General features: G+C 60.2%; 17 protein-coding genes. All 17 read left to right on the top strand.

All coding sequences use genetic code 11. The features are described from left to right. Positions 1 to 261 precede the first annotated feature (261 nt). The 17 genes from ABHT90_RS09060 (at position 262) to ABHT90_RS08980 (ending at position 22,709) form a co-directional block, all read left to right on the top strand. The gene (locus tag ABHT90_RS09060) at positions 262 to 510 is read left to right on the top strand and encodes an HPr family phosphocarrier protein (protein WP_195404046.1); all 249 of its coding nucleotides are present in this window, start codon (positions 262 to 264) and stop codon (positions 508 to 510) included. Positions 511 to 698: 188 nt separating this feature from the next. Next, positions 699 to 941 carry a FeoA family protein gene (locus ABHT90_RS09055; RefSeq protein ID WP_022094360.1) on the top strand — a complete coding sequence of 81 codons (243 nt, stop codon included), beginning with the start codon at positions 699 to 701 and terminating at the stop codon, positions 939 to 941. 39 nt (positions 942 to 980) lie between these two features. Continuing rightward, positions 981 to 1,202, top strand: coding sequence for a FeoA family protein (locus ABHT90_RS09050; RefSeq protein WP_006234774.1), 222 nt, complete (start codon positions 981 to 983; stop codon positions 1,200 to 1,202). A gap of 123 nt (positions 1,203 to 1,325) precedes the next feature. Further along, complete coding sequence (feoB, locus tag ABHT90_RS09045; RefSeq protein WP_346982271.1) at positions 1,326 to 3,653, top strand: ferrous iron transporter B; 2,328 nt, start codon at positions 1,326 to 1,328, stop codon at positions 3,651 to 3,653. A gap of 205 nt (positions 3,654 to 3,858) precedes the next feature. After that, positions 3,859 to 4,059, top strand: a complete 201-nt coding sequence (locus ABHT90_RS09040) for a hypothetical protein (protein ID WP_161145097.1) — start codon at positions 3,859 to 3,861, stop codon at positions 4,057 to 4,059. A gap of 144 nt (positions 4,060 to 4,203) precedes the next feature. Then, on the top strand, positions 4,204 to 5,283 hold the full coding sequence (locus ABHT90_RS09035) for a substrate-binding domain-containing protein (RefSeq protein ID WP_346982270.1): 1,080 nt from the start codon (positions 4,204 to 4,206) through the stop codon (positions 5,281 to 5,283). Positions 5,284 to 5,742: 459 nt separating this feature from the next. Beyond that, positions 5,743 to 7,170: a glucuronate isomerase gene (gene uxaC / locus ABHT90_RS09030; protein ID WP_346982269.1), complete on the top strand. Its 1,428-nt coding sequence runs from the start codon at positions 5,743 to 5,745 to the stop codon at positions 7,168 to 7,170. Between the two features lie 96 nt (positions 7,171 to 7,266). Then, complete coding sequence (locus ABHT90_RS09025) at positions 7,267 to 8,781, top strand: tagaturonate reductase (protein WP_346982268.1); 1,515 nt, start codon at positions 7,267 to 7,269, stop codon at positions 8,779 to 8,781. Positions 8,782 to 8,859: 78 nt separating this feature from the next. Continuing rightward, a complete protein-coding gene (locus ABHT90_RS09020; RefSeq protein WP_346982267.1) occupies positions 8,860 to 10,344 on the top strand; it encodes a UxaA family hydrolase in 1,485 nt (494 codons plus the stop codon). Between the two features lie 379 nt (positions 10,345 to 10,723). Beyond that, entirely contained in the window at positions 10,724 to 12,283 is a 1,560-nt protein-coding gene (locus ABHT90_RS09015; protein WP_157758022.1) for an MFS transporter, read from the top strand. Between the two features lie 114 nt (positions 12,284 to 12,397). Beyond that, positions 12,398 to 13,993, top strand: coding sequence for a glycoside hydrolase family 28 protein (locus ABHT90_RS09010; RefSeq protein WP_346982266.1), 1,596 nt, complete (start codon positions 12,398 to 12,400; stop codon positions 13,991 to 13,993). A 131-nt stretch (positions 13,994 to 14,124) separates the two neighbouring features. Further along, the gene (locus ABHT90_RS09005) at positions 14,125 to 16,290 is read left to right on the top strand and encodes a pectinesterase family protein (RefSeq protein WP_346982265.1); all 2,166 of its coding nucleotides are present in this window, start codon (positions 14,125 to 14,127) and stop codon (positions 16,288 to 16,290) included. Between the two features lie 68 nt (positions 16,291 to 16,358). Next, positions 16,359 to 17,027 carry an SGNH/GDSL hydrolase family protein gene (locus ABHT90_RS09000; protein ID WP_273375620.1) on the top strand — a complete coding sequence of 223 codons (669 nt, stop codon included), beginning with the start codon at positions 16,359 to 16,361 and terminating at the stop codon, positions 17,025 to 17,027. Positions 17,028 to 17,134: 107 nt separating this feature from the next. Next, positions 17,135 to 18,370 (top strand): glycoside hydrolase family 88/105 protein, encoded by a 1,236-nt coding sequence (locus ABHT90_RS08995; protein WP_055252262.1) that lies wholly within the window; start codon positions 17,135 to 17,137, stop codon positions 18,368 to 18,370. A gap of 2 nt (positions 18,371 to 18,372) precedes the next feature. Beyond that, positions 18,373 to 19,290, top strand: a complete 918-nt coding sequence (locus ABHT90_RS08990) for a sugar phosphate isomerase/epimerase family protein (protein WP_346982264.1) — start codon at positions 18,373 to 18,375, stop codon at positions 19,288 to 19,290. A 51-nt stretch (positions 19,291 to 19,341) separates the two neighbouring features. Continuing rightward, on the top strand, positions 19,342 to 20,559 hold the full coding sequence (locus tag ABHT90_RS08985; RefSeq protein ID WP_346982263.1) for an FAD-dependent oxidoreductase: 1,218 nt from the start codon (positions 19,342 to 19,344) through the stop codon (positions 20,557 to 20,559). Positions 20,560 to 20,759: 200 nt separating this feature from the next. After that, positions 20,760 to 22,709, top strand: coding sequence for an FAD-dependent oxidoreductase (locus ABHT90_RS08980; protein ID WP_346982262.1), 1,950 nt, complete (start codon positions 20,760 to 20,762; stop codon positions 22,707 to 22,709). Positions 22,710 to 22,895 lie beyond the last annotated feature (186 nt).

The following is a 22,895-nucleotide window of genomic DNA, read 5'->3' as shown; positions in this document are numbered from 1 at the left end:
GCGGTGTCCCCTCCCTTTCAAGAAAGGGAAGAGGCGAGGCATGCCCCGCCTCTTACACCACATCTCTGCGCGCTACCTACGAATCGCTCAAATTAGGCAATTTGCTCTCGATTTTGCTGCTACTAAATTGGTGACAGTACTCATATTTGCCACTTTTTGACCACGAGGTGTTCAGAGGAGCTCTCGAGAAGCATCTAACGCTACAATAACTACCACGTGGCTGGGTTTGCCGGCCGAATGTACGATGTCGTGGGAGGGGACATGGTCGAGTTTACAAAGACGATTAAAGATCCGTTGGGACTGCATGCCCGCCCGGTTGCGCTGCTCTATGACATCATTGCCAAGCATCGTAGCGACGTGTCAGTCAGCATCGGCGATCGCCACACGGATGGCCGCGATGTCATGGGGCTCATGGCCCTCTATGGTGAGTGCGGCGAGAGCGTCGTCTTTCGTGTTTCGGGCGTAGACGAGGCTTCCTGCGTTACGTCGATCAGAAACCTCTCGCTTTAAGCATGACAGGGCGTGGTAAAGGATGGTCCTTTGCCGCGCCCTTTTGTTTCGTATGGGAAACTTTTTCGAAATCTGAATGGGGACCCTTTCCAAAAAGTTAACCACGTGTTAGTTTACTAAAGCGAACATAGGCGTGGTTAACTTTTACCGCGTCGATGTTGAGGACGAACTGACGTTAGGAGCCACTCATGTCTTGCGGACCGCAGATGCCGGCAATGCCGCTTTCGATGGTAAAAGCGGGCGAAACCGTGCGCGTGTCTCGTGTAAAGGGCAATGAGGACATGAAGCACCACCTCAAGGACCTCGGCTTTGTCGAGGGCAACGAAATCCACGTGGTGAGCTCGAGTGGCGCCAATATTATCGTCACCGTGCTGGGCGCACGCTTTGGTATCGATTCCAAGGTTGCCATGCACATCATGACCGTCGGTTAGTCTGCAGCATTTCATAAAAACCGAAAGGGGGACAAGAGGATGAAGACGTTGGGTGACGTTAAGGTGGGCGAGAGCTCCACCATCGTCAAGCTTCACGGTGAGGGTGCGCTTCGCCGCCACCTTATGGACCTGGGGCTCATCAAGGGCACTTCGTTCAAGGTCGTGAAGGTCGCACCGCTCGGTGATCCGGTCGAGATCAACGTGCGCGGCTACGAGCTTTCCATCCGCAAGGAGGAGGCCGCCGTCGTCGAGGTCCAGTAAGGACTCGTGGCGCATATTTCTGCAGATAAAGTTAGGTTTTTCTAACTTAATGCAGCATCTTTGAAGCACATTATCCAGCCTGCGCGGAGAAAGCAGCGCAGGCACACAAGGAAGAAGGATTGAATGGCGGATTCTCAGATCCATGTCGCGCTGGCGGGTAACCCCAACTGCGGCAAGACCACGCTTTTCAACCTGATTACCGGCGCCAACGGCTACGTTGGCAACTGGCCCGGCGTCACGGTTGAGAAAAAGGAAGCCAAGCTCCTAAGCGACAAGAACGTTACCATCACGGACCTCCCCGGCATCTACTCGCTTTCCCCCTACAGCCCCGAGGAGCAGTGCTCGCGCGACTACCTCATGAGCGGCGAGCCCGATGTCGTCGTTCAGGTGGTCGATGCCACCAACCTCGAGCGTAACCTGTACCTGGCGCTTCAGGTCATCGAGACCGGCCTGCCCGTGGTCGTTGCCCTCAACATGGCCGACTTGGTCGAGAAGAACGGTGACAAGATCGACACCGACAAGCTGTCCAAGAAGCTCGGCTGCCCGGTCATGATGATCTCGGCTCTTAAGAACAAGGGTATCAAGGAGCTGTTCGAGCAGGCTAAGAAGTCCGCCGCTTCCAAGGGCCAGGTGCCGGAGCACAAGTTCGACTCTTCCATTGAGGACGTTCTGACGCACATCGAGAACAACCTTCCGGCGAGCGTTCCCGCCAACAAGCGCCGCTACTACGCTGTCAAGCTGTTCGAGCGTGATGCAGACGCCTGCAAACTCATCAACCTCACTAAGGAGAAGGCCGCTCGCGTGGAACAGCTGGTCGCTCAGTGCGAGCAGGACTGCGACGACGACGCTGAGTCCATCATCACCGGTGAGCGCTATGGCGTCATCGCGCACATCATCGATGAGTGCCTCACCAAGGCCCCGGCCAAGATGAGCACTTCCGAGAAGATCGACCGTGTGGTTACCAACCGTATCCTGGGCCTGCCGATCTTTGTGGTCATCATGTTCTGCGTGTACTACATCGCCGTTTCCACCCTGGGCGGAACGGTGACCGACTTCACCAACGATCAGCTCTTTGGCACCGACGGTTGGTATGTGCTCGGTCAGGGTCGCGACGCCTACGACGCGGCCGTCGAGGCTGCGGGTGACAATGCCGACTCGGTCGACCCGGCACAGTACGGCCCCTATGTCCCGGGTATCACCACCGTGGTGCACGACGCCCTTGTGGCGGGCGGCACCGAGGACGGTGGCCTGGTCGATTCGCTGGTCTGCGACGGCATCGTCGGCGGCCTGGGCGCCATCTTCGGCTTCGTCCCGCAGATGTTCCTGCTGTTCGTCATGCTGTCCTTCTTGGAGGACTGCGGCTATATGGCCCGCGTCGCCTTCATCATGGACCGCGTGTTCCGCCGCTTTGGCCTGTCCGGTAAGTCCTTCATCCCCATGCTCGTGTCCTCGGGCTGCGGCGTCCCCGGCGTCATGGCTACCAAGACCATCGAGAACGAGAAGGACCGCCGCATGACGGTCATGACCACCACGTTCATTCCCTGTGGCGCTAAGCTGCCGATCATCGCCCTGCTCATGGGTTCCATCATCGGCGATTCTTCTACCACCGCCGCGTGGATCAGCCCGCTCTTCTACTTCCTGGGCGTCTTTGCCGTCATCGCCTCGGGCCTCATGCTCAAGAAGACCAAGCTCTTCGCCGGCCGCCCGACCCCGTTTGTCATGGAGCTCCCCGCTTACCACTTCCCGGCGATCCGCTCCTGGGCGCTGCACGTGTGGGAGCGCTGCTGGGCCTTTATCAAGAAGGCCGGCACGATCATCTTCGCCTCTACCGTCGTGGTGTGGTTCCTCTCCAACTTTGGTAGCTACAACGGCTCCTTTGGCTTCCTGCCTGCGATGGACGGCATCCCCGAGGAGTTCATGGACTACTCCGTGCTCGCCATGCTGGGCAACCTGGTCGCTTGGATCTTCGCCCCGCTCGGCTTTAGCACCTGGCAGGCAACCGCGCTGACTGTCTCTGGCCTCGTCGCCAAGGAGAACGTTGTCGCCACCGCCGGCTCGCTGCTGTCCGTCGCCGACGCGGGCGAGACCGACCCGAGCCTGTGGACCGCGTTTGCCGGCATGTTCCCCACCATGGGCGCCTGCGTTGCCTTCGGCGCGTTCAACCTGCTGTGCGCTCCGTGCTTTGCCGCTATGGGTACCATCCGCAACCAGATGAATTCCGGCAAGTGGACCGCGATTGCCCTCGGCTACGAGTGCGCCTTCGCTTGGGTGATCGGCCTGTTCATCAACCAGTTCTATAACCTGCTTGTCCTTGGGCAGTTTGGCTTCTGGACGGTTGTGGCTATCGTGCTGCTGGTCGCGATGCTCTTCCAGATTTTCCGTCCTATGCCCAAGCACGCTTGGACCGACGAGGACGAGACCAACACTGCTTCCGCTGCAGTTTCCGCCTAAGTCCGAATAAGGATCAACCCCTTTCCACGAGCCCGGGTGTCTCAGTGACACTCGGGCTTTTTGATGCAATGGGGGGACAGATTGCTTTGCTCCAGAAGTAAGATGTGGCGTTTCCGCAGATAAAACTGACCAAATTAAACCTGTCCCTATTCGGTAGGTGGAGAATGGAGTAAAGTAAGTGATGGTTAACTAGAGGAGGCTTGCTATGGCACCTATCGATATTGTTGTACTGGCTGTTATCGGCGTTGCGTTTGTCGCGGTATGCGTGCGCGTCTACCGCAAGGGCACCTGCGCCGACTGCGCTCAGGGTGGCGTTTGCACGGGGCATTGCTCCAACAAAAAGACGTGCGCCGCACTTAAGGGCGTGGACAAAATCGCCGAAGACTTGGGCCGCGGTATCAAATAAGGTCCAGATATCCAAGCGCCCCGCGAGCATCCGTTCGCGGGGCGCTTTGTGCATTTGAGGGAGAGCACGGCGAGTCGAAGAGTATTTTTGGGGTATCGTTAACTGGACTATTAATTGGCAACTTATCTATAACGGAGTAACCGCATGAGCGCTCGCGTAACCATGAAGGACATAGCCGCCGAGCTTGGCGTTTCCATCAATACCGTGCACAAGGCTCTGACGGGAAAGGCCGGCGTGAGCGAATCCGTGCGCGCCAAGGTGAACGCTAAGGCCGAGGCCATGGGCTATCACCGCAACACAAGTGCCTCAAGCCTGCGCCGCAAGGATATCAATCTGGTGTTTTGCCTGCCCCGCGCATCGCGCGAGGGAGCGTACTTTTTCCGTTACCTGTGGGAAGGCTGCAATCGCTTTGAACGGGAGGTCATCGACCGGGGCATTACGGTTGAGCGCGTTGAATTTGGCGTGGGCGGCTACGCTGATGCACTCGAGCAAATCGACGAGCGTCTGCAGGTGGGCGAGAAGATTGATGGCTTGCTCGCCTATGCGCCGGGCGACGATCGTGCGACTGAGCTTTTGGGGCAGATCGCCGAGGCGGGCGTGACGATTGAGCTTGTCGACGGCGACCGTCCGCATTTGAATCGTTTGGGTGCGAGCTTGGCCGATTATTCGACGGCAGGCAGCCTTATGGCCGAGCAGGCGGCAAACCTGGTCCATGCTTCTGGGGCCGACGCCCGCGTGCTCCTTTTGACAGGCGACCCATATACCGATTCGCACTATCTAACCGCCCGCGCCTTCCACAATTACCTGCGCGAACGTGATATTCCATGGCAGGTTGAGGATCTTGCAGGTGCCCATGCGCAAGTCAAACAACTCGAGCATGAGCTCGAAAAGCGCTTGAGTGCGCCGGACGCCCCCGAACTTATCTGTAGCGTTTTTGCCGTTGGTTCCGAAGTGGTTGCCGACGCGCTCGTCTCGACCGGCAAGGCCGGTCAGGTCATGGTGATCGGCAACGACCTGTTTCCCGAAAGTGCTCTGGCCTTGCGCCGCGGTATCTTTACCAACATCGTCTACAAGGACCCGGTGAGTTTGGCATATCGTGGCGCCAAGACCTTGGGCGAGTATCTGCTGTGGGGTAAAACTCCGGCGGAGCCCGTGCAGAAGGGTGCTGTGGAGATGGTGTTTGCCAGCAACGTCGACCGCTACTGCGAGCTTGCGGGAATTTAGCCGTTTAGTCAGGTACCCCCTCTTGCGACGTTCATTTTTTGGAGTATTCAGCAATGGCGTGTCCCGAAAGAGGTTAGGACGACTGTTTTAAGTGCCCCCGATGGCGTAATTCGCCATCGGGGGCATTTATTTATGCCGATTGGGCGCAATATGAGTATCAGATAGGGCTTCGAAGACGGTGCGCGGTGCGCTCCGATGCTGAATACTCCCAAAAATGCACGGCGGAACATGACCCACCTGGCCAAAGCGCTCAAGTTCGGTATTCGGGGACGCCTGCCAATTCGCAATACATACAAGTTACGGCTCCAGTAACCGTTGAACGGGCAAAATCGACCGTTCACTCCATGGTGGTTAGGTGAACGTTCACCTTTTAAGTCGCAATGAATTAGTATAGTGAACGTTCACCTAGAGGATAACGAGCGCATCGTGCGCCCGCTCCGCCAACAAAGGGGTTGTTTGATGAAAAACTTCATGGACGATCGGGATTTCCTGCTGAGCACCAAAACCGGTGAGGAGCTGTTCCACAACTTTGCCGAGGGCATGCCCATCGTTGACTACCACTGCCACATTTCTCCCAAGGAGATCTGGGACGACAAACGTTTTGAGAACATCACCGAGGTTTGGCTGGGCGGTGACCACTACAAGTGGCGCCTGATGCGTGCCAACGGCGTTGACGAGCGCTTCATTACCGGCGATGCCCCTGCTCGCGAGAAGTTCCAGAAGTGGGCCGAGACCCTGGGCCGTTGCGTGGGCAACCCCGTCTTTGAGTGGAGCCACCTGGAGCTTAAGCGTTACTTTGGCTACGAGGGCGTCCTGAACGGCAAAACCGCTCAGGAGGTCTGGGACCTTGCCAACGCCAAGCTCGCTGAGGCCAGCTTTACCTGCCGCAACCTGATCAAGCAGTCCAACGTCCGCATGATCTGCACTACCGACGACCCCGCCGACAGCTTTGAGTGGCACAAGAAGATTGCCGCCGACGACAGTTTTGACGTTCAGGTCGTTCCCGCCATGCGCCCCGATGCCGCCCTGCGCATCGAGCGTGGCCAGGAGTTCGCCGACTACTGCAAGCATCTCTCCGAGGTTGCCGGCATTGAGATCAGCGACTTCGAGGGCATGAAGGCCGCCATCTCCAAGCGCTACGACGTTGGCCACGAGCTGGGCTGCCGCGCTTCCGACCACGCGCTCGACTACGTTATGTACGTTCCGGCTACCGCCGACGAGATCGAGACTATCTTTGCCAAGGGCCTTGCCGCCGAGCCGCTTACCGAGGACGAGGTCCTCAAGTACAAGACGGCCTTTATGCAGTTCGTCGCCGGCGAGTATGTCCGCCTTGGCTGGGCCATGCAGCTGCACTTTGGCTGCAAGCGTGACAACAACCGCGCTATGTTCGCCAAGCTCGGTCCCGACACCGGCTACGACTGCATCTCCAACTACACGCCGTCCGACCAGCTGGCCGATTTCCTCAACTCCATCCAGGAGTCCACGGGTCTGCCCAAGACCATCCTGTATAGCCTGAACCCCATCGACAACACCATGATCGATACCGTGATGGGCTGCTTCCAGGAGGCTCCGACCGCCGGCAAGATCCAGAACGGCTCTGCCTGGTGGTTCAACGACAACGAGATCGGTATGCGCGAGCAGCTCACGGCTCTGGCTAACGAGGGCGTGTTGGGCAACTTTGTGGGCATGCTTACCGATTCCCGCTCCTTTCTGTCCTACCCGCGTCACGAGTACTTCCGTCGCGTGCTGTGCGGCGTGATCGGCGAGTGGGTCGAGCAGGGCAAGTATCCGGCCGACATGGAACTGCTGGGAGCCATCGTGCGCGACATCAGCTACAACAACGCGGTCCGCTACTTTGGCTTTGACCTGGATACCGTCGAGGCTTAAACCCGCATCGAATCACACCGAACTCGGGAGCGCCGTTGCCACACGCGGCGCCCCCGTTTTGCCTGCACGCTAACAGCAATCTAAGGAGAGACATCGATGGAGAACATCAGCTACGAGACGCTCGAGAAGATCGGCTACAAGGGCTACCTGCTGCCCAAGGACGCGCCCGAGAAGGTTCTGCAGTTTGGCGAGGGCAATTTCCTGCGCGCCTTTGTCGACCGCTTCTTTGACATGGGCAACGAGGCAACCGGCTGGAACGGCAAGGTTGTCATGGTGCAGCCCATCAGCGGCGCCTTTGGCTTTGCCGACGGCATCAATGCCCAGGATGACCTGTACACCGTGCTGGTGCGCGGCAAGGAGAACGGCAACACGGTCGACGAGTCCCGTGTGATCAGCGCCTGCAGCCGCTGCCTCAATCCGTATCGTGAGGACGACTACCGCGCCATGATGGAGGTCGCCGTCTCCGACGATTTGGAGATTATCGTCTCCAACACCACCGAGGCTGGCATTGCCTACGATCCGTCCTGCAAGGCCGACGACATGCCGCCCGCGAGCTTCCCCGCTAAGCTTGCCCAGGTGCTCCACACCCGCTGGGCCGCCGGCAAGCCGGGCGTCATCGTGCTCGCCTGCGAACTCATCGATCACAACGGCGAGGAGCTGCTGCGCATCATGAACCAGTACGTGAGCGACTGGGGCTGGGAGGACGAGTTTGCGCAGTGGATGGCCAACGACTGCACCGTCTGCACCACGCTCGTCGACACTATCGTCCCCGGCCGCATCCGCGACCCCAAGGAGGCCGCTGCCGTGGCCGAGCGCCTGGGCTACGAGGATCCTTTCCTGGCCGTGCGCGAGCCCTTCCAGATGTGGGGCATCCAGGGCGATGAGTCGCTCAAGGAGCGTCTGCCCTTCGTGAAGGCCGGCCTGCCGGGCGTCTTTGTGACCCCCGATGTCACCCCGTACAAGAAGCGCAAGGTCCGCATCCTCAACGGCGCCCACACTGCCTTTGTTCCGGGCTCCTGGGTTGCCGGCTTTGACATCGTGCGCGATTGCATGCATGACGAGACCGTTCGTGGCTTCATGAACACCATGCTCTACGACGAGGTCATCCCGACGCTTGCCGCCGATCTTGATGTCGAGGACTGCAAGGCCTTTGCCGCCGCCGTCGAGAACCGCTTCGACAACCCGTTTATCGACCACGCGCTGCTCTCCATTTGCCTCAACTCAACCGCCAAATGGCGTGCTCGCGACCTGCCCACGCTCAAGGACTATGTTGCCGAGACCGGCAACCTGCCCAAGTGCCTGGCGACGAGCCTCGCTACGCTCATTGCCTTCTATACGCAGGAGCTCGTTGCTCGCGAGGGCGATGGCCTGCACCTGCGCCGCGCCGACGGCACCGAGTACACCGCTCAGGACGATGCCTTCGTGCTCGATTTCTACGCCGCCCACGCCGGTGCAGACGATGCCGAGCTGGTGCACGACGTGCTCAGCAACGAGCAGATGTGGGGCGAGGACCTTACGCAGATCGCCGGCCTTGAGGAGTTTGTCGTCAACGCGCTTGCCGTTGTGCGCGCTGAGGGCGCCAAGCAGGCATTTGCCAACGCCCAGGCCTAAATCCTTCTGTGCGCCCGCCGGGCAACTGGCGGGCGCCCGCTGACTTCTGCTCAACCTGTAGGGTTAGGACTCTTTGTAATGAATACTATCCAGATCAATCCGGCCGACAACGTGATCGTCGCGCTGTCGCCGCTTGCCAAGGGCACCGCCGTCGCGGTTCCCGGGGTGGGCGAGGTCGTGGCCGCGGAGGATATTCCGCAGGGCCACAAGATGGCCGTGCGCGCCATTGCGGCGGGGGAGGACGTCGTCAAGTACGGTCTTCCTATCGGCCACGTGACGGGCGACATCCAGCCCGGTCAGTGGCTTCATACGCATAACGTCAAGACCAACCTTTCGGGCGAGGTCGAGTACGCTTACAACCCGACGCATCCGGTCGTTGAGCCGGTTGAGCCCGAGACCTTTATGGGTTTCCGCCGCGCTGACGGCCGTGCCGCCACGCGCAACGAGCTGTGGATCATCCCCACGGTCGGCTGCGTCAACGAGGTCGCACGTGCCATGTGCGAGCAGGCTCAGGATCTGGTCGAGGGCTCGCTGGAGGGCGTTTACTACTTCCCGCATCCCTTTGGCTGCTCGCAGACCGGTGCCGACCATGCCCAGACGCGCCGTCTGCTGGTGGCGCTCTCGCGTCACGCAAACGCTGCGGGTGTGCTGTTCCTGTCCCTCGGTTGCGAAAACTGCACGCACCAGCAGGTACTCGACGAGCTCGGTGACTTCGATCACGAGCGCGTTCGATTCCTCGCCTGCCAGGATGTAGCCGACGAGCAGGTCGAGGGTCACAAGATCCTGTCCGAGCTTGCCGACCTGGCCAAGCAGGCCAAGCGTGAGCCCATTTCTGCCTCCGAGCTGGTCATTGGCCTTAAGTGCGGCGGCTCTGACGGTCTTTCGGGCATTACCGCCAACCCCACGATCGGTCGCGTGAGCGATATGGTTGTCGCCCGTGGCGGCACGTCGGTGCTCACCGAGGTACCCGAGATGTTTGGCGCGGAGAGCATTCTGCTCGATCGCTGTGAGAGCCAGGACGTCTTTAACGCAGCTGCCGACATGCTCAACGGCTTTAAGGACTACTTTATCAGCCACGGCGAGGTCGTCTATGAGAACCCGAGCCCCGGCAACAAGGACGGCGGCATTACCACGCTCGAGGACAAGAGCTGCGGCTGCGTGCAAAAGGGCGGATCTGCCCCCATCGTCGACGTGCTGCCGTATGCCGGTCAGGCTACCAAGCATGGCCTGAACATGCTGTGCGGTCCGGGCAACGACATGGTATCCACCACGGCCCTGACGGCTGCCGGCTGCCACGTAATCCTGTTCTCGACCGGCCGCGGCACGCCGTTTGGCGCACCGGCGCCTACACTCAAGGTGTTCACCAACCAGCGTCTGTGCGACCACAAGGCCAACTGGATGGACTTTAACGCCGGCGTGGTCGCCACGGGCGAGCGTACGCTCGACGAGGCTGCCCACGACCTGTACCAGCTGGTGCTAGAAACGGCGAGCGGCAAGCTTACGAGTGCCGAGCGTCGCGGCTGCCACGAGATCAGCATTTGGAAGGATGGCGTCTGCCTGTAGCGGTAAATGGGTTCGCATAGGGCGCTATTGACCATGGCCCCGTCGGGAGTGTTTCCGGCGGGGCCATGTTTGTTCTGTCTGTTCGGGCGTGTCTTCCTGAGGGTACGGGAGCGGCGAAAACAATAAACGTTCACCTAATCGACCTCAAATTTAAACCCACTCAATACCCATGTAATCGTGATTTTTTTCAAGTCAGATGTCCGTTTAACGGCAAAAAACGACCGTTCAAGGATAATATACAAGTGAACGTTCACCTATCATATGCAATCGAGCATAATCTAGCTAAACGTTCACCCTACGAGTGGGCGATATGCAGACAGACATCGGTATGGACTCCAATGTCTTGTTACAAGACAATCGAGAAAAGAGAGGGAGCTCGATGACTAACAAGATCGGTAAAAAGCGCAAGATCACATTCTGGACGCGCTTGGGCTTTGGTATGGGCGGCATGCTCAACTCCGGTGCCCTGAGCTTTACGCACAGCTACATGGTGCTGTTCCTGTCCACGGAGTGCGGTCTGTCCGCAGGCGAGGCTGCGCTGATCAGCTCGTTCGCCATCTATCTCAACGCCATTCTGTGCCCGCTCATGGGCTTTGTGGCCGATAACTTCTACGCTACCAAGATCGGCCGCATCTTTGGCCGCCGCCGTTTCTGGATCTTGCTGGCTATCCCGATGATGGTCGCCGAGCCGCTCATCTTTGTGGCTACGCCGTTTGGTTTCCCGTACTACTTTGTGTTGTACCTGATCTACAACGTCGCGTACACGTTCTGCACCGCCAACCTGTCGCCGCTTACCATCGAGATGACCGATGACTTCAAGGAGCGTACGTACCTCACCGGCTACAAGCACCTCTTTGGTAACGCCGCCGGCTTCCTGATGGCAGCACTCGTCGGCTTTGGCTTTGGCACCTTCGGCGAGACCAACCCGTTCAGCTACTTCATTATTGCTACGATTAACGCTTCGGTCATGGCAATCTCGCTGCTCTGCGTGTACCTGTCTACGTGGGAGCACACCCCCGAGGAGGTCGCTCAGGAGAAGATCGAGAGCGTCGGCGAGGGTATCAAGAAGTTTTTCATCGACGTTATCTCTACCTTCCGCAACAAGTCCTTCCGCAAGGTCCTGTATGCGCAGGTCTCCACGAAGCTCGCCGCTGCCTGCTGGTCTGCGTGCCTGTCCTTCTTCATCGTCTACTGTCTGCAGATTCCTAAGTCCTACGAGTCCGTGATGGAGATGCCCGGCAAGGTCGTCGCTATCGTCTGCACCGCCATCTGGGTCGCCCTCATGGCCAAGAAGGGCTTCCACAAGTCTTGGTACCTGGCAAACGTCGGTTGCGCCGCGTGCATCATCGCCTACAACTACTTCGCCTTTGGTCAGATCAACGGCACCTCCACGGTCGCCATCGCCATGATCGCCTACCCCATCATCTTCGCCATCTGGAAGTTCTTCTACGTTGGCTTCCAGTATCTGCCCGATGTTCTGCTCAACTACATCCCCGATGTCGATGAGCTCATCACCCTGCGTCGTCGCGAGGGCATCTACAGCTCCGCACAGCAGCTCTGCCAGCAGATCGCCCAGGCTGTTGCCGTCAACGTATGGGCTATCGTCCTTGCTGCCTCCGGCTTCATTCAGACCGCCGGCAACAGCGACGCCGTGACCCAGCCCGCCACCGTGCCTCTGTACATCTGCGGCTACATGCTCATCGGCTGCGCCGGCTTCTTCCTGCTCGCGGCCGTCCTTGCCCGCGGCATCAAGATTGACAAGGAGCAGTGCGACATCCTTTGCGACGAGATTCACCGTGTCAAGGAGGGTGGCAAGATGGCCGACGTCAAGCCCGAGGTCAAGGCGCTTTGCGAGGAGCTCTCCGGCTTTAAGTACGAGGACTGCTTCGCTCACAACAATGTTGGCTTCCAGGACGGCAGCGTAATTCCCGCCGAGTAGGGCCAACGCATTGTCCAAACCAAAGGGCCGTGCCACCGGAGATCCACCGGCGGGTGCGGCCCTTTTTTAAAAACGAGTAGTATGAACTTCTGATTACATTTGAGGGAGAGACCCATGGAGACGAACGTTATCTGGCGCAATGCCCGCGCGGCCGTTATCGAGCTCGACGATGGCGGCTACTTTACCTGTGCCGATACGTGGGAGATCTTTGTCAACGATGAGCCCGCCGGTACCACGAATACGGTCGAGACCTATGTCGATGGCCTGGTTCCCGGTAAGCGCAACCTGGTTCGTTTTGTCTGTGGCGAGCGCGAGCTGAGCGTGGGCGTCACCACGCCGGCGGAGCCCTTTACCATCAACGTTCGCGACTGCGGAGCCAAGGGCGATGCCGAGCACGATGACACCACCAACATTCAGGCTGCCATCATGGCCTGCCCCAAGGGCGGGCGCGTGCTGATCCCCGCCGGCAACTACCGCATCAAGTCCCTCTTCCTTAAGAGCAATATCAACATCGAGCTTGCCGAGGGCGCGGTGCTGCTGGCCCGTCACGACCGCGCGGCGCTTGCCTACATTCCGGGCACGGTCACGGGCGACGAGGGCGCCGGGTATGCCGGCACCGACATGCTGCCCCTGGGCCGCTGGGAAGGCGAGAGCTTTTCGACCTACTGTTCGACCTTTACGGGCCTGAGCGTGCACGACGTGTGCATCTATGGCCGCGGCGCCATCGACGGCCAGACCGATTTTGCCGAGGACAACTGGTGGAACAAGGACTTTAAGAACATCTTCCGTCCCGAGGAGGGCCGCGAGGTCGCCCGCCCGCGCATGATCTTCCTGTCCGAGTGCGAAAACGTGAGTCTTGCCGGCTTTACCGTGCGCAACAGCCCGGCGTGGAATATCCATCCCATTCTGTGCGAGCACGTCGATGCCCTGTGCCTGTCCATCGAGGGTCCCAAGAACTCCCACAACACCGACGGTTTCGATCCCGAGAGCTGCGGTTTTGTCCGCATCCTTGGCTGTCAGTTCTCGGTGGGGGACGACTGCATCGCCATCAAGAGCGGCAAACTGGGCATTGAACCCGAGCTCCGTCCCGCCACGCACGACGTGCTGATCTCGCACTGCTACATGCACGACGGCCACGGCGCCGTGGTGCTGGGATCCGAGGCCGCCGGCGGCATCAAGGACCTCACCGTGAGCAAGTGCCTCTTTGAGCGCACCGACCGCGGCCTGCGCGTCAAGACACGCCGCGGACGCGGCAAGGACGCCGTCAACGAGGGCATCACCTTTGAGCACATTCGCATGGATAAGGTGCTCACGCCCTTCGTGGTCAACTCGTTCTACTTCTGCGACAAGGACGGCAAGACCGACTACGTGCAGTCTCGCGAGGCGCTGCCCGTCGACGACCGTACGCCCGGCTTTGGCGCCACGACGTTTTGCGATATCGAGGCCACCAACTGCCATGCGGCCGCGGCCTATATCACGGGCCTTCCCGAGAGCAAAGTGACGCGCCTGACGTTCCAGGATGTCCATGTGACCTTTGCCGCCGATGCCGAGCCCTTTGTGCCTGCCATGGCCTGCGGCGTGGAGCCCATGGTGCGCCAGGGCATCATCGCGCAGAACGTGAAAGTCCTCGACCTGCAGAACGTGCGCATCGAGGGTCAGGATGGCGACGAGCTGCAGCTGCAAAACGTCGACAAGGTTATCCGCGCGTAGGGTAGTGCTCCTGCACAAGTGAATACGGCATGTTGAGGCGTGCGACGGTCGGGTTTGCCCGGCTGTCGCACGCAATCTATAGGTGCCGGTATTGCACGGCGGGTGTTCTGTGACAGAAAGCGTAATGACAGATGAGTGGTAAAGAACAGCTCTTTGAGGTATCGCTCGAACGCGAAGGCGCGTATCGCAGCATTTCGGCGGCGCTCGAGGCGGCGGAGCGGTGTGTGCCCGATGTGACCGTGCCGGTGCGCGTGCTGGTGGCGCCGGGTGAGTACCGCGAACGGGTCGAAATTCGTCGTCCGCATGTGACGCTCGAGGGCGAGACGGCCGACAGCGTGCGTATCGTGGGAGGCCTGGGTGCCAAGATGCCTTCGGAAGATGGTAGCGGCCAGGATGGAAGACTCGGCACCTTCCGTACGTACACGGTGCTGGTCGATGCCGACGACGTGACGCTTGCGGGTCTAACAATCGAAAACAACGCCGGTGATGGGCGCGAGGTCGGCCAGGCGATTGCCCTGTATGCCGATGGTGACCGCCTGGTTGTCGATGCCTGCTGCATTAAGGGACACCAGGACACGCTCTTTTTGGGGCCGCTGCCGCCGCGCGAGGCCAAGCCGGGCGGCTTTATAGGCCCCAAGCAGTTCGCCCCGCGCCGCGTGGGGCGGCAGTATTTTCGACGTTGCCGGATCGAGGGCGATGTCGACTTTATCTTTGGCGGCGCGCGTGCCTACTTTGAGGGGTGTGAGATTCGCTCGCTCAACCGCGATATGGATGTCAACGGGTATGTAACGGCAGCCTCCACGCCTCAGGGCGAGCCGTACGGATTTGTGTTTCATGGCTGTTCGTTTACAGCCGATGAGGGCATTGCCCCCGGATCGGTCTATCTGGGTCGTCCATGGCGCGAGTGGGCCCAGACCGTTTTGCTCGAATGCTGGCTGGGCCCCCATATTTCACTCGAGGGCTGGTGGGATTGGAATAAGCCAGCGGCACATGACGGCACCCTGTATGCCGGTGGTACCCTGTTTGGCCCGGCGGGCGATACTGTCGCTTGGGTGCCGTGGGCGCATTGCCTGACCGGTCAGGATTCCGAACGCTATGCGCGTGACCGAGTGCTTGCCGGCACGGATGGTTGGGATCCCGAGGGCGGCGACGGTGATGCGGTAGAGACGGCCGGGCTATCTGCCAATGGCCGCACCGTGCACATCGAGACGTACTACGAGGACGAGCCTGCGCTGCGCGCCCGACTGAAGCGCGAAGGGCGCTCGGCCGCATTTACGGGCAAGACTCCCACAGACTTTGAGGCATGGAAGGCTGCGACCAGGACTCGTCTGTACGATATTTTGGGTCTTTCGCTTATGGACCGCGCCCCGATTGAGATTCGTGAGCTCAATCGCGTGCGGGTTGCCGGCGGCATCGTGCGTACTCATGCGGTGTTGCAGGTTGAGCACGATGTGTGGATGCCGTTTTACCTGTTGGAGCCGTCCCGCCCCAAGCTTGACGAGCGGGGACTCAAGCGTTGCTATATCTGCCCGCATGGTCACCAGGGGGCGGGTGCTGCAAGCATAGCCGGCGTTGCGGGCGTGCCGGCGGTCGACGATGCCGTGCGTAAGTTCAATTACGACTACGGTCTGCGTTTGGCGCGCATGGGTTATGTGACCGTCTGCCCCGATGCGCGTGGTTGGGGATACCGTCGTGACTGGAAGGGTCAGGGCGACGACGAGAACAGCTATCTGCGCGGTACGTGTCTGAACCAAGCACGTATGGCCGAGCCGCTGGGTCTTACGGTCGCGGGCCTCAACGCCTGGGACAACATGCGCTTGATTGATTACTTGGAGACACGCGGTGACATTGCCATGGACGACCTGGGCTGCTTTGGTTTTTCGGGCGGCGGTTACATGACGTTGTACCTGTCCGCGCTCGACCCGCGCGTGCGCAAGGCGTTTGTCTCGGGCTATCTGTACGGCGTTGATGATTCGCTACTGCACCTCAACGGCAATTGCAGCTGCAATTACACGTCTGGACTCTGGCGTCTGCTCGACATGGGCGACATTGCATCGCTTGTCGCGCCACGGCCGCTCTTGGTTCAGAGCTGCGAGAAAGACCATCTCAACGGCGCCCGCGGGCTTGCGAACGTAGACGAGCAGCTCGATATCGTTCGCGACGCCTACGCGCTGCTGGGCAAGGACGAAAACCTTCTGCACGAGGTCTGCCCGGGTGGACACCACCTGGGCGTGGCGCATCTTGCCGAGGATATCGAATGGCTCGATTCGCAAGTTGCGGAATGCGCCCACGCATAGCCCCTCGGATGTTGCGAATGAACGGTATGTACCTGTATGACCGCCGGTGTGCGGGTGAGGAGAAGAATATGGAAACGAAAAACTTGAGCGAATCGACCATCTGCTGCTTTGGCGATTCGACCACCTGGGGCGATAACGGATGCGGCGGGGGAGGCAACGATATCTCCTGGACTTCGCACCTGGGTGCGCTGCTGGGCGGCGCTACGATCGAGAACTTTGGTATTAAGGGTTCGCGTATTGCCGTCAAGGCCGACCGTAGCGATTCGTTTGTCGAGCGCTTGGACGGCATCGATCACACGGCAGATATCTGCATCGTCTTTGGCGGCGTTAACGACTTTAGCCGTAACGTGCCGCTGGGAGAGCTGGGCAGCACGGACGTGCACGAGTTCTACGGTGCGCTCGACTACCTGATCCGCACCATCACGGCGCGCTCGCCTCAGGCAAAGCTGGTGTTTATGACGCCGTGCAAGACGAGCGGCAAACACGAGAAGGATATTCCGGCAAGCAACGAGGCCAACCATCTGGGCCTGACGCAAGACGCCTATGTGCAGGCGATGCTGGAGGTTTGCGACCGCTACTCGGTGCCGGTGATCGACCTCTATGCGCAAAGCGGTATCAGCCCGTTTTTGCCGGAGCACCGCGAGCTCTACATGCCGGACGGTCTGCATTACAGCCCTGCCGGCTATGAGCGCCTGGCGCATCGCATCGCTGCGGGCCTCACCGCCGTTTGCCGTTAAAAGTTTGCCGTTCACGGGGATTATAGGGTTAACGTTCACCCTATAATCCCCGTTCGCGTTACACTAGGGGAAACGTTCACCCATCAATAACGTCAGAGGGGACAGCAATGGGTTGCAATCAGATTCTGGACCGTTATATCGAGCAGTTGATCGAGACCTCTACGCCTCAGGCGCCGGCCTGGAATATCGAAAAGCTTCGCGCCGGCAAGGAGAACACCTGGAATTACATTGACGGCTGCATGATCAAGGCGCTCATCGAGCTGTACGAGATCACCGGCGAGCAGCGTTACCTGACCTTCGCCGACGACTATATCGACTTCTTTGTCCAGGATGACGGCACCATCAAGCATTACGATCCCCAGGAGTACAACCTCGACAACGTCAACGCGGGCAAAACCCTCTACAAACTCTATGACCTGGTGGGCAAGCCCAAGTACCGTGCCGCCATGGATACCATCTATCGTCAGCTCGAAACCCAGCCGCGTACCAAAGAGGGTGTGTTTTGGCACAAGGCCGTCTATCCCAACCAGATCTGGCTCGACGGCATGTATATGGCCCAGCCGTTCTACATGCAGTACGAGCTGAGCTTCCACAACCGTCGCGCCTGTTCGGACAGCTTCCATATGTTCCAGGTCGTGCATGACCTGATGCGCAACCCCCTCAACGGTCTGTACTATCACGCTTACGACGCGAGCCGCAAGCAGTTCTGGTGCGACCCGGTCACCGGTCTTTCGGCCAACTTCTGGCTGCGCGCCGAGGGCTGGTTTGCCATGGCGCTCATCGATACCTGGGAGCTCATGCCGCCTTCGATGTCGGCCGAGAAGGACGAGATTCGCAAGATGTTCCACGACCTGATCGACGCCATGCTGCCGTATCAGGACGAGAAGACCGGCATGTGGCACCAGGTCATCAACCTGCCCAATATCGCCCCCAACTATCTGGAGGAGTCGGGCAGCGCCATCTTTGCCAACGCCATCATGAAGGGCGTGCGCCTGGGCGTGCTGGGCGAGCGCTACTACCAGTACGGCCGTCGCGCTTTTGATGGCATCTGCGATACGTGCCTGTCCGAGCGCGACGGGCAGTTGGCGCTTGACAATATCTGCCTGGTGGCGGGTCTTGGCAACACCGCGCACCGCGAGGGCACGTTTGGCTACTACATGAGCGAGCCCGTCGTCAAAAACGACGCGAAGGGCGTGGCGCCGCTGGTGCTCGCCTATATCGAGACCATGCATCATGACAAGCTTGCCGGTAAGCGCGATCCGCTCGCCCCTTCGGGCGTGTGCTCCATCGACGACCCGTTTGGCGGCTACACGCCGGGCATCAATGCGTGCAAGGAGGCCTAGGCATGGCGCAGTCGAAAGGCGCGCTGAGCGTCGGCGTGCGCCTGCACGACCTGCCCGAGGGCACGGTGGAGGAGCGCATTCGCATGGCAGGCAAACTGGGTTTCTCGTGCATCCAACTGCCGAGCAAAGTACTCTACAAGTCCTTTGGCATTAACCGTTCCGGCCTTACGCACGAACTCGCCGACCATCTGCGCGAGGTGCTCGACACCAACGGCGTGCAGGTGGCGGTGCTCGGCTGCTATAAAAACCTGGCAACGCCCGATCAGAATCAGCTGGTGGATACCTATGCCGAGTACGAGGCGTGCCTGAGGTTCGCGCGCTGGCTTGGGGGCTGTCCGGTGGGAACCGAGACGGGGCGTCCCAACGCGCAGAACAAGATGGCCGATGACCGTTTTTCGGCCGCTGCGCTCGATGCGTTTTGCAAAGGACTCGCACGCGTGTGCTCGATGGCCGAAAAGGAGGGCGGCGAGCTTCTGATCGAGCCCGGCTGGAACGAGATCGTCAACACGCCCGAGCGTTGCCGCGAGGTTCTGGAACGCGTTTCGAGCACCGCACTCGGCGTGATCTACGATCCGGTGTCGCTGCTGCACCCCGCGATCGTCGGTGAGGCTTCCGAGCAGGTGTCGCGCATGCTGCATTTGTGCGGCAGCAAGATTCGCGTGCTGCATGCCAAGGACTACGAGATCGTAGACAACGAGGACCAGGATGGCTGGTGCGATGGCTCGGGCTCTCGTTTGGTATGCCACGGCGCCTGCACGTGCGGAAACTTTGATTTTGAGGCTATTGCCGCTTGGGCCGCGGCCGCGCGACCGGGCATTATGACCGTTATCGAGAACAGCACACCGTCCACGGTCGAGCGCTCGCGCGACGAGCTGCTGCGCATGGGGCGCAGCGTGATGTGCGAGCACGTGATTCTGTAACGAAACAGTCTGGGCGAAAGAGATTGCCGTAGAGGTTCAAGAGGGGTACCGATGGCTATTCATATTGTTGAGGAAGCGAACCGCTGTCTTGGGTGCAAAAAGGCGTTCTGCCAGCTTAAAGGCTGCCCGGTGCAGACGCCTATCCCGCAGGTCATCGACCTGTTTAAGCAGCGTCGTCTGGAAGAGGCAGGTGAGCTGCTGTTCCAGAACAACCCCATGAGCGCGGTCTGCTCCATGATCTGCAACCATTCGGGCCAGTGCGAGGGCGCGTGCATTCAGGGCCGCAAGGGCGCACCGGTGCATTTTTCGAGTATCGAGAACTATATCTCGACGGCATATTTGGACCGTAAGGAGTGGAAGCCCGCGCCGTCGTGCGGCAAGCAGGTTGCCGTGGTCGGTTCCGGTCCTGCCGGCATTACCGTGGCCATTAAGATGGCCCAGCTGGGCTGTGCCGTCACGGTGTTTGAACAGCGCCCCGAGATCGGCGGCGTGCTGGAGTACGGTATCCCCGAGTTCCGCCTGCCCCGTGCGCTCGTGCAAAAGTACCGCCACGTGATGTGCTCGCTTGGCGTGCGCGTCCGTCCCTCGACCACCATCGGCGGCGCGCTGCATATCGACGACCTGCTGCGCGACGGCTACGATGCGGTCTTTGTCGGTACCGGTACCTGGCGCGCCCGCAAGCTGGGTATTCCCGGCGAGTCGCGCGGCAACGTGCTGTTTGGTATCGATTACCTGGTCGATCCCACGAGTGTGGCGATCGGTCAGAACGTGGCGGTTATCGGCGCCGGCAACGTGGCCATGGATGTTGCCCGTACGGCTCTGCGCTCGGGTGCTCGCAAGGTTACCGTGTATGCCCGATCGCGTCATATCTCGGCCATCGATGACGAGGTGGAGCTGACCGAGCTTGACGGTGCCGAGATCGTGCGCGGCAAGGCGATCTGCGCCATCGACGACAACGGTCCGGTGTTCGAGACGGCTATCTTTGACGAGGACGACAACGTGGTGGGCTACGAGGAAGAGCTCGACCATGTGTCCGCCGATACCGTGGTGATCGCAGCCTCGCAGGTGCCCAAGGACAAGCTCGTGCTTACGACGGGCGGTCTGGAAACCGACCATCGCGGCCTTCTTTCGGTCGATGAGCACGGCATGACCACCGTGCCTGGCGTCTTTGCCGCCGGCGACGTGGTCAACGGCCCGCTCACTGTGGTCCATGCTGTAGCCGGCGCCAAGCTCGCCGTCGAAGGCATGACCAGCTACCTGGGCCTCTAACCCATCCCATCCATCAGTTGCGGTGAAATACGGACTGTTTTGGCTGTCAAAGGCCTTATCTACTCCGTATTCCACCACAACTTTTTTGTGAGGGTCGGGATTGAAGGTGAGGAATGCGAGCGAGTGCGGATACGGTGGTTACTGATACGATAAGTACGTTAGCAACTGCCGCCGAGCGGCTCAAACGAAAGGAACCCTGTATGGAGTCTTCCGCCTACCCGATGCTCTTTAGCCCGATCAAGGTCGGTACGACCGAGGTCAAGAACCGCGTCTTTATGCCGCCGGTGTCCACGAACCTGGCCGATCATGGCTATGTGACCGACGACTTGGTCGATCATTACCGTGCCCGTGCCAAGGGCGGCGTGGGCCTCATCATCACCGAGGTCGTGACGGTCGAGCCCACCTATACCTATCTACCGGGTGACATGTGCTGCTACGACGACACGTTTATCCCTGGCTGGGAAAAGCTCGCCGCGGCCGTCCACGAGTATGGCTGCAAGATCATGCCGCAGCTCTTCCACCCCGCCTACATGGCCTTTAACATTCCGGGCACGCCGCGCCTGATCGCTCCGTCCTTTGTGGGCCCGTCCTATGCCCGCGAGGCGCCGCGCCCCATCACGGTCGATGAGATCCACGAGCTCACGCATCAGTTTGGTGACGCTGCTGTGCGCATGCAGAAGGCCGGTGTCGACGGCGTCGAGGTCCATGCGGCACACGCCCACGGCATGCTCGGCGGCTTTTTGACCCCGCTCTATAACAAGCGCACCGACGAGTACGGCGGCTCGCTCGACGCCCGCATGCGCTTCCTGCTCGAGGTCATCGCCGAGATTCGCGAGCGCTGCGGCAAGGACTTTATCATCGACGTCCGTATCTCGGGCGACGAGTACACCGATGGCGGCCTGACCCTCAACGATATGATCTATGTCTCGCGTCGCTTGGAGAAGGCCGGCGTCGACATGATCCACGTGTCGGGCGGCACTACCATCAAGCGCGGCTCCGCCATTCCCGCCGCCGGTACGCAGCAGGCCTCGCACGCCGCCTGCTCGCGCGAGATCAAGAAGCATGTGAATATTCCCGTTGCCACGGTAGGCCGCATCAACGAGGCATGGATTGCCGAGGAACTGATCGAGGACGGCGCCGCCGACATCTGCATGATGGGCCGTGCCAATCTGTGCGATGCCGAGTTCTGCAACAAGGCGGCTGCCGGCAACGCCGACGAGATCCGTCCCTGCATCGGCTGCCTGCGCTGCCTGAACGGCATCATGTTTGGCAAGCGCATCTCCTGCACCGTCAACCCGGACGTGGAGCGCGACGAGGCCGGCTACGAGCTTGCCGCCGAGGCCAAGAACGTGCTCGTTGTGGGCGCTGGTCCTGCGGGCATGGAGGCAGCCTACATTGCCGCCAAGCGCGGTCACAACGTGGTGCTCGTGGACAAGCAGGATGAGCCGGGCGGCGAGATGCGCATTGCGGCCGTTCCGCCGGCAAAGCAGGAGCTCACGCGCGTGATCAAGTATCAGTACCGTCGCCTGGCCGAGGCCGGCGTCACGTGCGTCTTTGGTACCGAGCTTTCGGCCGAGGACATCCAGCGCGACTACGCGGGCTACGAGGTTGTCCTGGCTTATGGCGCCGAACCCATCGCCCCGGCCTTTATGCAGGGCTTTAAGCAGGTCATGACGGCTGACGACCTGCTGGGTGGCAAGGCTTTCCCGGGCAAGAAGATCGTCATCGTGGGCGGCGGCACCGTTGGCTGCGAGACGGCCGATTACCTGGCCCCGTTGGTCAACGATCTGTCGCCGGCAAACCGCGACGTCACCGTTATCGAGATGACCAAGACGCTCGCCGCCAACGAGGGAGGCGCCGGTCGCGCGGTCCTCATCACGCGTATGCTTTCCAAGGGCGTTCACGTGCTGACCGAGGCCAAGGTGACCGAGATTACCGAGGACACCATCAGCTACGAGAAGGATGGCGAGATCCACACCATCGCCGATGCCGATACGCTGGTGCTTGCCATGGGCTACCGCCCCAACACCAAGCTGGCCGATGACCTTGCCGCTGCCGGCGTTGTCACCCACGTGCTGGGCGATGCCCAGAAGTGCGGCAACATCCGCGACGCCATCGGCGACGGCTACAAGGTCGCCTGCGAGCTGTAGGCTCTTGGCAAATAGGGGAGCGGCCGCCTTGCGGTGGCTCAAGCGATAGCCAATCAAATAAGGCGCCGCGACACATAGATTGTCGCGGCGCCTTTTGTCTGGCGGCTTGTTGGGGGGTGTTCCTATAGTTTTGTCAACTGGGAAATGCTGCCCGCGCGACTGAATCGCGGCATGCTGACGCCAGGC

Source organism: Collinsella aerofaciens (assembly GCF_039758815.1).
Lineage (GTDB): Bacteria > Actinomycetota > Coriobacteriia > Coriobacteriales > Coriobacteriaceae > Collinsella > Collinsella aerofaciens_BP.
The sequence above is the reverse complement of the archived record's forward strand: the minus strand, read 5'-3'. Positions and strand labels throughout refer to the sequence as shown.